The 15,647-nt window shown below is 43.2% G+C and carries 13 protein-coding genes; 7 read left to right on the top strand and 6 right to left on the bottom strand.

Annotated features, from left to right (window positions below):
- Positions 1-83 precede the first annotated feature (83 nt).
- Entirely contained in the window at positions 84-1,631 is a 1,548-nt protein-coding gene (locus QUE65_RS06285) for a UxaA family hydrolase (RefSeq protein WP_286280117.1), read from the bottom strand.
- Positions 1,632-1,655: 24 nt separating this feature from the next.
- Positions 1,656-2,618 (bottom strand): Bug family tripartite tricarboxylate transporter substrate binding protein, encoded by a 963-nt coding sequence (locus tag QUE65_RS06280; RefSeq protein WP_286280116.1) that lies wholly within the window; start codon positions 2,616-2,618, stop codon positions 1,656-1,658.
- A 61-nt stretch (positions 2,619-2,679) separates the two neighbouring features.
- Between QUE65_RS06280 and QUE65_RS06275 the strand changes: the two genes are divergently transcribed.
- Entirely contained in the window at positions 2,680-3,825 is a 1,146-nt protein-coding gene (locus tag QUE65_RS06275) for a mandelate racemase/muconate lactonizing enzyme family protein (protein ID WP_286280115.1), read from the top strand.
- On the opposite strand, the gene QUE65_RS06270 is transcribed toward QUE65_RS06275, so the two are convergent.
- Positions 3,812-4,747, bottom strand: a complete 936-nt coding sequence (locus QUE65_RS06270; protein ID WP_286280114.1) for a 3-hydroxyacyl-CoA dehydrogenase NAD-binding domain-containing protein — start codon at positions 4,745-4,747, stop codon at positions 3,812-3,814. The two genes, QUE65_RS06275 and QUE65_RS06270, sit on opposite strands and share 14 nt — an antisense overlap.
- Positions 4,748-4,899: 152 nt before the next feature.
- Here QUE65_RS06270 and QUE65_RS06265 point away from each other — a divergent pair, with 152 nt between their 5' ends.
- From QUE65_RS06265 to QUE65_RS06240, 6 genes are all read left to right on the top strand, one after another.
- Positions 4,900-5,832 (top strand): SMP-30/gluconolactonase/LRE family protein, encoded by a 933-nt coding sequence (locus QUE65_RS06265; protein WP_286280113.1) that lies wholly within the window; start codon positions 4,900-4,902, stop codon positions 5,830-5,832.
- Between the two features lies 1 nt (position 5,833).
- Positions 5,834-6,568 (top strand): GntR family transcriptional regulator, encoded by a 735-nt coding sequence (locus QUE65_RS06260; protein WP_286280112.1) that lies wholly within the window; start codon positions 5,834-5,836, stop codon positions 6,566-6,568.
- Positions 6,492-7,628 carry an Ldh family oxidoreductase gene (locus QUE65_RS06255; RefSeq protein ID WP_286280111.1) on the top strand — a complete coding sequence of 379 codons (1,137 nt, stop codon included), beginning with the start codon at positions 6,492-6,494 and terminating at the stop codon, positions 7,626-7,628. Before QUE65_RS06260 ends, QUE65_RS06255 begins: the two co-directional genes overlap by 77 nt.
- Before the next feature lie 24 nt (positions 7,629-7,652).
- Entirely contained in the window at positions 7,653-8,633 is a 981-nt protein-coding gene (locus QUE65_RS06250; protein ID WP_286280110.1) for a Bug family tripartite tricarboxylate transporter substrate binding protein, read from the top strand.
- Between the two features lie 103 nt (positions 8,634-8,736).
- On the top strand, positions 8,737-9,612 hold the full coding sequence (locus QUE65_RS06245) for a fumarylacetoacetate hydrolase family protein (RefSeq protein WP_286280108.1): 876 nt from the start codon (positions 8,737-8,739) through the stop codon (positions 9,610-9,612).
- Between the two features lie 350 nt (positions 9,613-9,962).
- On the top strand, positions 9,963-11,000 hold the full coding sequence (locus QUE65_RS06240) for a tripartite tricarboxylate transporter substrate binding protein (RefSeq protein WP_286280106.1): 1,038 nt from the start codon (positions 9,963-9,965) through the stop codon (positions 10,998-11,000).
- Here the strand turns inward: QUE65_RS06240 and QUE65_RS06235 are convergent.
- The 3 genes from QUE65_RS06235 to QUE65_RS06225 all read right to left on the bottom strand — a co-directional run bounded on the left by QUE65_RS06235 (position 10,997) and on the right by QUE65_RS06225 (position 15,573).
- Positions 10,997-12,664, bottom strand: coding sequence for a thiamine pyrophosphate-binding protein (locus QUE65_RS06235; protein ID WP_286280104.1), 1,668 nt, complete (start codon positions 12,662-12,664; stop codon positions 10,997-10,999). The genes QUE65_RS06240 and QUE65_RS06235 overlap by 4 nt on opposite strands.
- Positions 12,665-13,062: 398 nt before the next feature.
- A complete protein-coding gene (locus QUE65_RS06230; RefSeq protein ID WP_286280103.1) occupies positions 13,063-14,781 on the bottom strand; it encodes an MFS transporter in 1,719 nt (572 codons plus the stop codon).
- A 231-nt stretch (positions 14,782-15,012) separates the two neighbouring features.
- The gene (locus QUE65_RS06225; RefSeq protein WP_286280102.1) at positions 15,013-15,573 is read right to left on the bottom strand and encodes a hypothetical protein; all 561 of its coding nucleotides are present in this window, start codon (positions 15,571-15,573) and stop codon (positions 15,013-15,015) included.
- Positions 15,574-15,647 lie beyond the last annotated feature (74 nt).

Genomic DNA, 15,647 nt, shown 5'->3' with positions numbered 1-15,647 from the left:
CTCTCTATGTCGCAGATCCCAGTTTTAAACACGAAGTATCGGTGAAGCTATTCCTGCTGGGCAGGCTATAAAGAGTATGCAGCTCAGCTCATAATGCCGATTTGCCATGGGACAAATTCGTAATCACCCAGCCCTAATTCTTCGCTCTTGGATTTTTCCCCAGAGGCGATTCGCAAAAAAAGCTCAAAGATTTTTTGTCCCATTTCCTGAACTGAAATTGTGCCATCTAATATCTCACCGCAATTAATATCCATGTCTTCTGTGAGACGTTGAAACATTGGTGTATTGGTGGCCAGTTTGATACACGGTGCTGGTTTCGAACCAAACATCGAACCGCGACCTGTTGTAAAAGCAATTAGGTTGGCTCCCCCAGCGATTTGCCCTGTGGCAGAGACGGGATCAAATCCAGGGGTATCCATAAAAACAAAACCTTTGCTTTCAACGGGCTCAGCATAGCGGTAGACATTCATTAGTGGGCCGGTACCGCCCTTCATGGATGAGCCAAGCGATTTCTCAAAGATATTCGCAAGCCCACCTATTTGATTACCGGGACTCACTTTGCCATTAATTTGGACATCGCGATTCACGGAATACTCATCTTTCCACCAGCGGATCCTTTCAATTAGTTTCTCCCCGACATCTTTGCTAACAGCTCGGCGGGTGAGGGTATGTTCAACACCATAAATTTCAGGAGTCTCAGAAAGAATTCCTGTGCCACCATGTCGAGAAAGGATATCAACCGCTGCTCCTAAAGCTGGATTTGCAGTAATAGAAGAAAATCCATCAGAGCCCCCACATTGGAGCCCAACCATCAGATGGCTTGCAGAAACAGTAGTTCGTTTAAATCGATTTGCATCGGAAAGTAATTCCTTAACTGCAGCAATTCCGGCCTCGATAGTCTTACGAGTGCCCCCCGTTTCTTGCATAATAAAAGTATGCAATCTGGAATTCGGCTGAAGCCCTTCTTGCTCAAGGAGGCCTTTGAGTTGATTGCGTTCACAGCCAAGCCCGATGATCAGAGCAGCTGCTAAATTGGGATGTTTTGCATAACCCGCCATGGTTCTGCGAAGTAGTTGCATTGGCTCACCGGTCATTTCCATACCGCACCCAATTGAATGCGCAAAGGCAACTACACCGTCAACATTAGGATAGGGCGCAAGACGTTCAGGAGTGAAATATTCAGCAATTTTTTTAACTACGGTTGCAGAGCAGTTAACGGTTGAGAGAATCCCAATGTAATTTCGGGTTCCTACCTTACCATCTTCGCGGACTATTCCCTGAAAAGTAGCTCTTTGGCTTTCGGGCAGAAATTGGGTTGCCTTGTATTCGCTTGCATAGGCATAGTCACGATCAAATTCACGAAACTCTGTGTTGTGGCTGTGTACCATTGCACCAGGCTCAATATCTGTATTAGCAAATCCAACAATGACGTTGTACTTGAGTATTGGCTCACCTGCAGCAATCTTTTTCGCTGCAATCTTATAGCCTGCAGGTACTTGACTACGGATAGAGATGTTCTCGCTCGGAACGGGCGTGCCGATAGCGACATCCATCCGAGCCACCACAATATTATCGTTTGGATGAAGACGAATAATTGGACCAATAACTTTTTTTTCTGAGATTTCAATCATATTGTTAGGATTATTAAGTAAGCTCTAATCGGCAGTTGCACCAGACTTTTTCACAATGGGAGCCCATTTACTTATTTCTGATTTAATGTATTCACCCAATTGTTCAGGTGAGCTTGTAATTACGTCAAAGCCTTTTGAATTTAATTGCGACTTAATTTCGGGGTTATTTAAGACACTAACCAACTGGGAATTGAGCTTATTAATAATATCTTTTGGGGTTCCTGTAGGAGCAACCATTGCATAAACAAGCTCAACTTCAAATTTAGGTAGTGTTTCAGCAATTGCTGGGATTTCAGGAGCATTGCTTGAGCGTTTAGGGCTGGTTACTCCAATTGCAGTTAGTTTGCCTGTCTTTACAAAGGGTAGGGCTGCCGGGGTGCCAACCATTGCAGTTTGAATTTGTCCGCCCAACACATCTGTCAAAGCTGGTGCTGCACCTTTGTAGGGAACATGATTCAGGGTAGTGCCAGCCTGTACATTAAATAGCTCCCCTCCTAAGTGCAGTGGGGTGCCAGTTCCAGATGAGCCAAAATTTATTTTTCCGGGATTGGCCTTTGAGTATGCTATTAAATCAGCAACATTTTTTACAGGGACAGACGGATTTGCTACTAACATTAGTGAAGAGGATGCGACTAACGATATTGGGGAAAAATCCTTAATCGTGTTGTAGGATAACTTTTTATACAACGTTTCATTAATGGCCTGGGTACCGACCATCATTAGAAAAATAGTGTAGCCATCCGCTTTTGATTTAGCTACAAACTCAGCCGCAAGATTAGTGCCTGCGCCTGGTTTGTTATCGATAATAATAGGTTGCCCTAGGGATTCCCCAAGTTTTTGACTAAAGCCTCTTGCCAGCACATCCGATGGTCCGCCAGCTGCAAAAGGAATAACTAATCGAATCGGTTGGTTTGGATAGGATTGTGCTTGACCATTGAAAGAAATAATCAAGCCAATAAGTGATATTGCTAGTATTACTTTACGCATTTATATTCTCCTAATCATTATTGTTATTCATAATAGATAGTTATTTAATTGTGCCACTTCAATGAAAATAGTTCACGCCCAAATTTACCCCCTCTCAATACCACTCATTGAGCCTATCAAAATGTCTGGTGAAACAGTTTGTTTTGCAAATACTGTTCTTCTGGAGCTAAAAGATAAATTTGGGAAAACCGGTTGGGGAGAGGCTTCCGCTGCACCGTTGATGACTGGTGAAACGATAGAAAGCTTATCGGCCAACATTAAATATTTAGCCAGTAATATTAAAGACCTTACTTGGGATAACCCAGATAAGTATGGCCAACAACTCGGAAAGTTGTTATACGCAAATAGCTCTGCTAAATCTTGTGTCGAAATGGCCTTATTAGATTTGTATGCCCAAGAAAAAGGGATGCCACTTTGGCGGTATTTGCGCAAGAAACGGGGTTTTGCTGAGGCATCAGTTCCCAAACCGTTACCTTTGCTTCGAATGCTTGGCGGGTCAATGGATAAAGAAATCACAGATGCGAAAAGACTCCATGACGAGGGATATCGGTATTGGAAAGTCAAAGTCGGCTTACTACCGGTTGATGATGATCTAAATCGAGTTGAGACTTTATGCAATCTTCTAAAGTCAGACACTGTTTCGGTAGACGCTAATGGAGCGATGGAATTGGAGGACGCCATTCGTTTTTGCACATCCCCAAAGGTAAGGCAGCTTTCATTTGCAGAACAGTTAATTCCTTCGAATTTACCACTCAGCAACTTTCTTGAACTGAAGAATCGGTCCCCAATACCAATTGGGCTTGACGAATCAATCCACGGAATTGACGAGTTAGATCGTTTCATAGCTGCGGGCGTTTTAGATGGAGCTAGTCTGAAATTAATTAAAACCGGAGGCCTTTTAGGCGCATTAGATTGTTCTAATTTATTAGAAAAGCATGGTTTGAAAATTAACCTTGCCTGTAAAGTGGCCGAAACATCTGTCAGCGCAGCTGCTACAGCAGCATTGGGATTTGCTATCAATGAGTTGTGTTGGGGATTTAGCATGTCAAATCAATACTTAAAATTTGACGTATGTGATTCACCATTGCGCGCAAAAAATGGTCATCTTGAATATAGGCAACTTGAATCTGTAGGGTTGGGTGTAGAGCCTGACATCGCTGTTTTAAGAGAATGCCTGATAAGGTCGCTTCCATCTATTGAATGCTAAGCACATCAAATGCTGCCTTCAACCTTTTAGAGTAGGCCTCAGTTGTTTTTTCTATTTCTTCAGGCGTCCATTTTCTAAATCCTTCACCTGCTTTCATTCCAGTTTTGCCACTTTGCATGAGTTTCTCTAATTGCGAAGGGAGCGTGGTGATATTTGATAGAGAAGGATAAATTTCTCTAGCCGCATTTGCCATTCCGTCCCATCCAGAAATTTCTTTTTGAGTCATTGGGCCAACTGCTGCATATCGAAAACCAAAGCTATAACGAACGGCATCATCGATATCTTCTGGTGTGGCAATGCCAGCCTCAACTAAGGATAGGGCTTCACGCATTAATGCGTGTTGAATACGATTTGCAAGGAAACCGGGAATATCTTTTTTAACTAATACCGGTTTCTTTTGGATCTGTCGATAGAGATTACATATATCTTCGGCAAAACGGATATCTGTTTTTTCACCGAGCACAATTTCTACCAACGGTACAACTTCTGCAGGCATAAAGTAGTGGGCTCCAAGCATACGATTTGCGGTTTTTAGACCATCAGCAATCTTGCTGATGGGAAAACCAGAGCTATTACTACCAATTGGGATATGGGGTGGAACTTTTTTATCAAGTTCATTAAATATTTCCCTTTTAAGAGACATATCTTCTGCAACCGTTTCAATGACCCATTGGGATTGATCCCATTCTTGCCATGAGCTAAGCTCACCATGGCTTTGACTAATCTCTAATTCAGCATCATTTTTATTGGCATTTGCTCCGTTGATACCAATTTTTTTTGAAAGTAGGATTGCTTTTTTTAGACAGGCGGCCGATTTTTCTTTGCACCGACCCAATATTGCAATGGGAACACTTTGAGAAATAAAGCCTGCCGCAATTCCTGCGGCCATGGTGCCGGTACCAATGATCACAACATTTTTCATAATGATCCAAACTTATACGGATAAGTTATTACTTAAAGAGAAAAAATAAACATCAATTCTTAGAAGATTAACATTAAATATGGTTTAATTTGCAATTCCATGGAACTCGTATATAAATACTTATCCGTATAACTTGAATTAGGAGCCCAATAATGACGATGCATAACCCCTTTCAGCCAGTAGAGAAAATAAAGACCGAAGTCTTTATGTCGATGCCGGATAAATTTAGAAAAAAAGCTCGTACCGGCTGGTCTGATCCAAATCGTCAAAATGCTGAGGTGGAGTGTTTTTTAGAGGGTCCATCCTTTGATCGTGAAGGAAATCTTTGGTTTGTTGATATTCCTTTTGGAAGAATTTTTAGAATTTCTCCGAAAGGCGATTGGGAATTAATTACTCAATACGATGGCTGGCCAAATGGCTTGAAATTCCACAAAGATGGACGTGCCTTCATTTGTGATTACAAAATGGGCCTCTTATCTTTGGATACCAAGACAGGCAAATTGGAAACAATCTTAGGCTCAATGTATAGCGAAGCATTTAAGGGTTTAAATGACCTTCATTTTGCTGCTAATGGAGATTTATACTTTACAGACCAAGGCCAAACAGGAATTGCTGATCCTACTGGTAGGGTATTTCGTCTCCGTGCAAATGGTCAACTCGATCGTTTGGCACTGAATGTTCCAAGTCCTAATGGCATTACCCTGAATACTCAAGAAAAACATGTCTTTGTTGCGGCAACCCGTTCGCAACAAATATGGCGCTTACCCCTGATGGCTGATGGCTCTGTTTCTAAGACGGGGGTTGCTGTTCAGTTAACAGGTGGCGTAGCTGGACCAGATGGTATTGAAATGGATTCTGAGAATGGTCTGCTAGTTTGTCATCTGGGTATTGGAATTTGGCGTTTTGATAACAATATGTTGCCTACCCATTTAATTTACTCAGAGAACCCACACCATCATCATCTTGCAAACTTATGTTTTGGTGGGCCCGATGGTAAAGATCTTTATATAACAGAGTCCTTATCGGGTGATATTTTGAAAGCTCGTCTTCCAGTTGCTGGTAAGAAAATGTTTGGGTTGAGTTGATTTGAAAAACCGTGAGCCGCTGTATCAGGCTTTAGCAAACAAGCTTGAAGAGCGTATTCAAAGTGGTTTTTGGTCTGTTGGGTCTTTATTACCTTCTGAGGCAAGTCTTTGTAGGTCCTATAAAGCCAGCAGACATACTCTGCGCCATGCATTACAAGTTCTTGAGGTAGCCGGCTTAATTCTGCGACGACAGGGCGCTCAGGCACAAGTCATATCCCGTCAAAAACCCAGAAAGTTCTCGCAAAATTTTAATTCGCCTGCAGATATATTGCGTTATCCCCGAGATACCTATAGAACGAATTTGATTGAGGAGTATGTGGAGATAAACGACTCAATCAGTAGGCTTGTGGGTGCGCCAGCGGGATCTTCTTGGTATCACATCGGAGGTATACGTAAGCAAGAAGGTTCGGAGCAAATTATTGCCTGGACGGATATTTATATTCTTCCTCAGTTTTCTCAGTTGAGTGGCGAACCAGATCACTCTCAATCGATGGTATTTGAACAAATTGAAAAAAAATTTGGTACAAAAATTGATCGAGCAGAAGTCGATGTGTATGCTTCAAAAGCAGGACCCATCATTGCAAAGCACTTAAAAGTAAAGTCTGGAGATCCTTGTTTAGTCATCATTCGTCGTTATTACGATAGCAGAGATCAATTGTTTGAAATTACCATTACCTATCATCCAGAGGATCGGTATACATACAGCATGGAATTTAAAAGCGCATCTAATTATTAAATTTATGAGCAAATATTATTTATCAGTTGGCGTAGCAGAAGATTTTATTGCGAATACCTTGAGTGCAGTGGGGGTGCCTAAGTCTGACGCTGTTATTGTTGCTAATTTGATGATCCAATCCGATTTGGCTGGCGCTGATGGCCACGGCATCTTTCGGCTTCCTGCGTATATAAAACGAATTCGAGCGGGCGGTATTAATTTGCACCCAAACATTCGATATGAACGTGAACAGGGTGCAATTACATTAATTCATGGAGATAACGCCCTAGGGCATTTAGTGATGGCTAAAGCAGTAGAAACAGCAATCATAAAATCTAAGCAATTTGGTGTTTGTTGGGTTGGAAGTCATTTTGGAAATCACTCTGGAGCAGCATCCGTATATGTTAGGAAAATTGCTGAGTCAGGTTTAATTGGTATTTACATGGCCGTTGGTAATGCCAATCATATGGCGCCATGGGGAGGTATTGATTTATTACTTTCAACGAATCCAATAGCGATTGCGGTTCCGGCGGGTGATCAACCAATTGTCTTATTGGATATCGCAACTACGGTAGCCGCTTATGGAAAAGTGAAGTTAGCTGCTCAAAAAGGTGAAATGATTCCTGAGGGTTGGATGATCGATAAAAAGGGAAGCCCCTTAATTGATCCAGCGAGAGCATCTGAAGGATCGCTTTTACCAATTGGAGGGCACAAGGGTTACGGATTGGCTTTGATGATCAGTTTATTGGCAGGTAGCTTAAATAATGCTGCTGTAGGTAAAGAAACCATTGATTTCAATATGCACCATGACCTCATTACCAATACAGGCCAGGCAATCATTGCTGTTGACCCTAGTGCTTTTGGGGATCCCAAGGAATTTATTATGCGAGTTAAGAAAGTTGTAAAAGATATTAAAAATTCCAGTAGATTGCCCGGTGTTCAAGATATTCACATACCTGGCGAAGGTGCCGATCAATTAGCTAAAGAGCGTAGGCAAAACGGCATTCCTATGTCGCAAGAATTGCTTGATACCTTAAATAATTGCGCACGCGAATGCGGTGTAGTACCCTTATATCTATAAATAAATATCAACAAGGAGACAGTAATGCAAGTAATAAAAATGAGTTTTATTAAGCAATTAACTTGGGCGGCATTCTTAGCGCCATTCATGATTTCTTCTGTATTTGCTGCCTATCCTGATAAGCCAATTAAGATGATGATTGGTTATGCTCCAGGAAGCTCTACAGATATTGTTGGAAGAATTATTGCAAATGACCTTAGTATCGCCCTAAAACAACCTGTTGTTGTTGAGAATCGTGGTGGCGCTGCTGGTAGTCTTGCCGCGGATGCAGTTGCTAAAAGTTCACCTGACGGCTACACCGTTTTATTTGCTCAAAATGGATTGGCGATCAACGTGGCTGCAAATCCGAAATTACCTTTTAATGGACAAAAAGATTTGATTCCAGTTGTTGGTGTCGCCGCTACGCCACATATTTTGATTGTTAATAACAACTCTAAGGCTAGAAATGTTTCGGATTTAATTGCAATGCTTAAGGCAAATCCTGGTAAGTTAAGTTTTGCATCATCAGGCATTGGTAATTCTGACCATATGGCGGGTGAGTTATTTTTAGCCACAACTGGACTGCAAGCAATTCATATTCCATACAAGGGTGGATCTCCAGCGGCAACCGATGTTTTAGGAGGGCAAATTGATTTTTACTTTGCTGGAATGCCTGTTGGCTTACCTTTATACAAAGGGGATAAAGTTCGAGCTCTTGCGGTAACTAGCAAAAATCGTTTTAGCGGGGCACCAGAGTTAGTCACAATGCAAGAAGCGGGCGTTAAGGGCTATGAGATGGCTTTATGGCAGGGAATGTTTGTCCCAGCAGGTACCTCAAAAGAGATTATTGCTACTTTAAATAACGTCATTCTGAAAATATTGGATACCCCAGAGCTTAAAGAGCGGTTTATTAAGGCTGGAGTTCAAATTGCCCCAATGAATACACAACAATTCACTGAGTTATATAACTCTGATATTGCTCGCTGGAAAATCGTAATTGATAAGGCAAAAATTAAGCTCGACTGAAAATATTTATATTATTGATTCGCTATGAAAACTGCACTGGGGTTTAATAAATCCCAGTGCGCTCAATCAGTTAATCAAAGAAAGAATATTTTAGAGAGTCAGCATGAGACTATTTAGTTACCGCGACCAGAGCATGCAACCCAAAATCGGGCTATTGCGTGATAAGTCATCACAAGAATTTATTGATTTATGCGCCACCGACCCAAGCATTCCAAATAAGTTGAGAGCGCTGATTGAAATCGACCCTCACTTTTCGATGGCCAAGCAAGCTTTATCTAATCCTAATGCAATCATTCATAATTTTTCTGAAGTTAAGTTCGATGTTTTAATTGATCAGCCTGGAAAAATCGTGTGTTTGGGTCTGAATTACGCGGATCATGCCAAGGAGGGCGGTAACGCTCGGCCTGAGTACCCCAGTTTTTTTATGCGCGGCCCATCCTCACTCACTGCCCATTTGGCTCCGATTATTCGGCCTAGCGTTTCTGACAAATTAGACTACGAAGCAGAGCTTGCATTTATTGTAGGAAAGAAAGCGCGTAACTTAACCAAGGAAAACGCCCTTGATTGCGTCGCTGGCTATAGTATTTTCAATGATGGCAGTCTCAGAGACTATCAACGCAAAACAAGTCAATGGACGATTGGCAAGAACTTTGATCAGACTGGGGCTTTTGGTCCATGGCTTGTGACCCCAGATGAGTTGCCTAGCGGGGCGCATGGTTTGCAAATTCAGTCACGCTTAAATGGCAATCTTATGCAAAATGCCAATACCAAAGATTTCTTATGGGGTGTTGCCGAGACGATTCAACTGATTACGGAATGCATGACCTTGGAGCCCGGGGACGTGGTGATTACAGGAACTCCCGCCGGCGTCGGATATGCCAGAACACCACCTGTTTTTATGAAGCCAGGTGATGTTTGTGAAATCGAGATTGAACGGATAGGGGTTTTACAAAACTCGATCAAAGATCAGACCCTGTAATCATTCTTTAACTTGATGCAACCCCAATATCTCTCTGGCTTCTTGCGCTGTGGCAACTAGCCAGCCGGCTAATCTTTCTTTCTGGGTACTGAGCCGGTAATTGCGACGGAGATAATCACGGGATTTGTCATGATTGTTGGTAATTGGTCTAGTTAATCGGTAATTGTAGGTAATTATGCTTTGCTAAACCATGAATTTAGCTGTTTTATTGGAGGCTATTAGGATTTATCCTGAGCATTATTTTGATGCTTGTCTTTAATATAGGTATTAAAGCCAATATAGGTGGCTTTAGCTGCTGGCTCTAAAAATAATGCGTCAATTGATAACGCGGTTTTTAAAAGGGGAATACGATGCAAAGGGCAACACTTACTAATTTTCGTTCGCCTGGCCAATTATTACGACTAGTCTTGCCATTAATTTTTCTTGCAAGCTTTGGTCTTGGTGGTGTTCATGCACAAAGTCAGTTTCCAAATAAACCGATTCGTTATGTAATCCCATTTCCTCCCGGTGGGGCAACGGATAATATTGCCCGACCTTTAGCTGCGGAGTTGGGGGTTTTGGTTAAATGGAATATTGTGATTGACAATAAACCAGGCGCTGGAGCAAATATCGGCGCTGAATTGGTTGCTAAAGCTCCAGCTGATGGCTACACCTGGTTGATGGGCTCGGTGGGTACCCACGGAATTAACCAGCCCTTGTATACCCAAGGCGGTGGGAGATTACCGTTTGATCCAATTAAAGATTTTGCACCGGTTACATTGGTGGCAGAGTTTGGGAACGTCTTGGTGGTCAATCCAGATTGGGCCAAGCGTAACAATATAAATAGTGTGAATGATTTGATTCGCTACGCGCGTGCCAATCCCGGTAAGGTGAATATGGCATCCAGCGGAAATGGCACCTCGATTCATATGGCTGGTGAGCTATTTAAGTCAATGACTAAAACCTATATGGTTCATTTACCGTATCGAGGTAGTCCTCCAGCAGTTGCGGATTTGATTGCAGGCAATGTGGACATCATGTTCGATAACATTCCATCGGCTATCAATTTCATTAAAGCTGGACGCTTAAAAGCTTTGGCTGTCACAAGTGCTAAGCGCTCACCAGCATTGCCCGATTTGCCCACCGTGGCTGAAGCTGCCAACCTTCCCGGTTATGAGGCTACTTCATGGTTTGGAATTTTGGTGCCAGCAAATACGCCTCCCGATTTAGTGCGCTTAATCAACACCGAAGCGGTGCGTGCAATTAATAGTCCGGCAGTGCGGGAGAAATACGCAGCCATGGGGGCTGAACCCGTGGGCAATACTCCTGAGCAATTTGCTAATTTCATTAAGAGTGAGATTGCAAAGTGGACCCGAGTAGTTAAAGAGTCTGGAGCAAAAGTCGATTAGGAAGAGCGCCCGAGTTCAGAAAGGCGCTTACTCGGACTAATTGCTTCTGGGTCGATGACGATTTCAATCATGGCACCTTTTGAACTATTAAGAGCTGCCTGTAGAGCAGAAGCAAACTGCTCGGTTCGTTCAACCCGATAACCGGGCATTGAAAAACTCTCTGCAAATCGTACAAAGTCAGGATTTGTTAATTCAGTACCGGACACTCGACTCTTAAACTCTCGCTCTTGGTGCATTCGAATGGTGCCGTACATCCCATTGTTGATAATTAAGACAATCGGTTGGGCTTGATACCGAAGCGCCGTTGCCAACTCTTGGCAATTCATCATAAAGTCGCCGTCACCACAAAAGGCCACCACCACCCGTTGAGGATCAACCAATTTTGCGGCAATTGCTGCTGGCAAGCCATAACCCATGGAGCCATTGGCTGGAGCTAATTGGGTTTTAAAACCACCATAGGGGTAGAAGCGATGGAGCCAGGCGGCAAAATTACCCGCTCCATTCGTCAGTATCGCGTTACGGGGTAATTCATTCGCTAGCTTAGCAACGATCTCTGATAGTTGGACATCCCCTGGAATGGAGTTAGGCTGACTAAAAGCAAGGTAGTCCTTGTGTGCAGCATGCATGCGTTCGGGATTATGCTGCTTACCCATAGTTACGTTTGCTAATGCGAAGCAAAATGCCTCTGGCGAACATGCTAGGGCATAGTCGGCTGCATAAACCCGACCCAGTTCATCGGGACTGGGTAAAACATGAATGAGTGTTAATGCCGGTTTTGGAACACTAAGAATGGTGTAGCCACCAGTGGTCATTTCGCCTAAACGCTCACCAATAACAAGTAGGACATCCGCCTCTTGAACTCGTTTCACTAGGGCTGGATTAGCTGCAATACCCAGATCTCCTGCAAAGCAAGGATCGTGATTATCAATCAGATCTTGAGAACGAAAACTTGTCGCTACGGGCACTCCTTCCCGATTTGCCCAATGTTTTAATGCATCGCACGCATCTTTGGTCCATGAGCCGCCGCCTGCAAGGATCATGCCTCGTTTGGCCTTAGCTAGAGCCTGCATGGCTTCGCTAAATAAGGCTTGGTCTAATCCGGGACTAATAATTTGAGCTTTAGGGCTAGGGTGTTCATGGGCTTGGGCAAACAAAACATCCTCTGGTAGAGCCAACACCACGGGTCCCTTGCGTCCAGATTGGGCAAGATGAAATGCATGGGAGATGTATTCATCGATACGATCTGCACGATCAATGCTGCCCACCCACTTGGCACACTCAGAGTACACCTTGCGGTAGTCCATTTCTTGAAAGGCTTCCCGACCTACCATGTCGGTACCCACTTGTCCGATCAGTAACACCATGGGAGTTGAATCTTGATAGGCTGTATGCACTCCAATCAAAGCATTTGCAGCTCCAGGGCCACGTGTAACCATCAAAACACCTGGCTTTCCAGTTAGTTTGGCGTAGGCTTCAGCCATATAGCTGGCACCACCTTCTTGGCGGCAGGTAATAAAGCGTAGTTTGGAATCGTGATCAACCAGACCGTCAAGAAGAGGCAAAAAGCTTTCGCCAGGAACACCAAAAGCGAATTCAACGCCTTGACGAACCAAGGCGTTAGCTAAGATCTTGCCACCATGCATTAAGGTTGATGAATGATTCATGCCCATTCCTTTACAGATCAATACATTGAAAGCAGTAGTTTACTGATAAGCACTTCAGCAATAAAAAACTAGCCATCCTTAAAAAACTAGTTGACATATTCTGAGTCTTAAAGGGAAAAAGTTATCGCACCTAGCTGTAAGCTTCAAAGCCCATTTAATTAAATAAATGACGACAAATAAAAAAAAGCCACCCTAAGGGTGGCGTGAAACGGAGACATACAACATGCACTTGCTTTAGTCATCCTGCTATTGACTAAACAATCGAAGTATATTCTCTCGAGCCTAAATTATATAGAGGGTAAATACTTATTATTAATAATTTCTATTAAAGATCAGAATCCAAAAAAATGGCCCCGAAGGGCCATTTAAATCACAAACTACCAGAGTTCTTGTAAAGCTTATTTACTATTTTGCTCCGCAAAAATATCTTTCTTGTAGTTTTCGGGAACAAAGATCAGCCCAATGACAAAGGTTCCCACTGCAATCACGATTGGGTACCAGAGTCCGTAGTAGGGGTCTCCTGTCTGTGCAATCATCGCAAATGCCGTAGCAGGCATCAGGCCGCCAAACCAGCCGTTACCAATATGGTAGGGCAATGACATACCGGTATAGCGAATGCGAGTTGGGAACAGCTCCACTAGCGCTGCTGCAATTGGTCCGTAAACCATCGTTACTAAAATTACAAGGTAAGTGAGGATTAGCACGATGGGGAAAGCCTGGGCAGTGAATATATCAAAAAAGCCATCTAATTTGATAATGCCTGGTGTTGGTTTTCCGGGAACGGGGTATCCGGCAGCTGCCAATGCTTCATTGACGTTCTTTGTAAATGCAGCAGGCACTGCTTTGACATCATCACCCGTTAACTTTTTAGCTTCATAGCCCTCAATCTCCGCATCACCAATCTTGACCTTTGCGGGGATAGCGCCTGGGGAATACTCCACAGAGTAATTTACGGAGCTGCGTGCTAACAGTGCCTTCGTAACGTCGCACGAATTCGCAAATTTTGCAGTACCGGTTGGATTGAACTGGAATGAGCAATCATTTTGATCGGCGATAACTATAACTTTCGTATTTTGCTGAGCCGAGTTGAGGGCAGGATTTGCTAATTGTGTGAGCGACTTAAATACTGGGAAATAAGTCACGGCAGCAATTAAGCAACCAGCCAAAATGATTTTCTTACGACCAATGCGGTCAGAGAGGGTTCCAAACACCACGAATCCTCCGGTACCTAGTATCAAGGCCCAAGCAATCAAAACGTTGGCACTGAACATATCAACGCGCAAAATGGTCTGCAGATAAAACAAGGCATAGAACTGACCGGTATACCAAACCACAGCCTGGCCAGCTACTAAGCCAAGCAAGGCAATCACTGCGAACTTACCGTTCTTCCAGTTACCAAATGCTTCAGAGATCGGGGCTTTGGATTGAGTTCCTTCCTCTTTCATCTTCTTGAAAGCAGGTGACTCTTCCATTTGCAAACGAATCCAAACAGATATACCTAATAAGAAAATAGATAGCAAGAAAGGAATGCGCCATCCCCAAGATTTAAAGGCATCTTCACCAACATAGGTGCGCACACTCAAAATCACCATCAAGGACAAAAGAAGTCCAAGGGTCGCAGTTGTCTGGATCCAGGATGTGAAGTAGCCACGGCGACCGTTGGGGGCATGCTCAGCGACATAAACTACAGCGCCACCATACTCACCACCCAGTGCCAAACCTTGTAGCATCCGTAGGGCAATTAGAGTTACGGGTGCTAACCAACCAATGGTTTCATAGCTGGGCAAGAGGCCAACCACAAAGGTTGAAATACCCATAATCAAGATCGTAATCAAGAAAGTGTATTTACGACCGACTAGATCGCCTAATCGACCAAATACCAGTGCGCCAAAGGGACGTACTAAGAATCCAGCGGCGAACGCAAGTAAAGCAAAAACGTTACGTGTAGCTTCTGGAAACGAGGAAAAGAACTGAGCACCGATGATGGCTGCTAATGAGCCATACAGATAAAAGTCATACCATTCAAAAATGGTACCCGCAGACGAGGCGAGAATAACCTTGCGCTCCTCCTTGGTCATCGGGCGCTTGCGTTCAACAGGCGCAGTTGCTGTGGACATACACTTCTCCTATCAGGTTAAGGAGTCCTCATTGTAAATAGAAAATATTAATAAATATTATTAATAAAGTTGGGGTTTTCCCTCTATTCACGGAGTTTTTTATGTGGAAAACTATAAATGCCCCATGATTGCACATGGTGGTGAATTGATTGCATTACAGTTTGTCCTTAGTTGAATGGGCTACCTATTCGGTAGCCCATTTTTTTAATCCCAAGGATAGATACGGAGGAGCTACACCGCTTTAGTCGAGAGTCGCTTTTTGATTCTTTTGTAAAGGCGATTGCAAAAGAGCAGGAGGTAGAGAAAGACAAAAGAACCTAAGACATTGGCGGTAAATATCATGGCCGCATGGTCAATGCCATAGCTGTGACCCACAAAGTACCAATAGACATTCTTGAAAATAGCCGCAATGAATGAATGCAAGAATACAAAGTAGCACAATTGGACAAAATTAACATCATCAAAATCATCATCTTTATCAAACGCACTTTGCCAATAGCGATAGGCAATCATTGGTGCAATGGAGAGCAAGAAGCCAAGAATCAGAGCATCGCTATCTGAACCACCCCAAATATAAATGCTACTTACGGCATAGCCAAGAAAAAGCCCAAAAAATCCAAGCCAGCCAAATAGAATAACCGCGACCAGTCTGAGTCCAGAGAGCCAATAAATGAAATAGGAAGACTCGGAAATTAGGGGAAGGCCCAATAGCCCATGATCGAGGGCTTCAAGAGCGAGCCAAATTGCCGCAATGAAGCAAACGATCAATATATTTTTGAGGGCGTTACCCATTGAAATCATTCATAATAATTATTACAATGATATGATAATGTTGAATAAGTAATTAAAGAGACATTCTAAATTTT

Source organism: Polynucleobacter sp. HIN8 (assembly GCF_030297615.1).
In the GTDB taxonomy this organism is placed as follows: Bacteria; Pseudomonadota; Gammaproteobacteria; order Burkholderiales; family Burkholderiaceae; genus Polynucleobacter.
The sequence above is the reverse complement of the archived record's forward strand: the minus strand, read 5'-3'. Positions and strand labels throughout refer to the sequence as shown.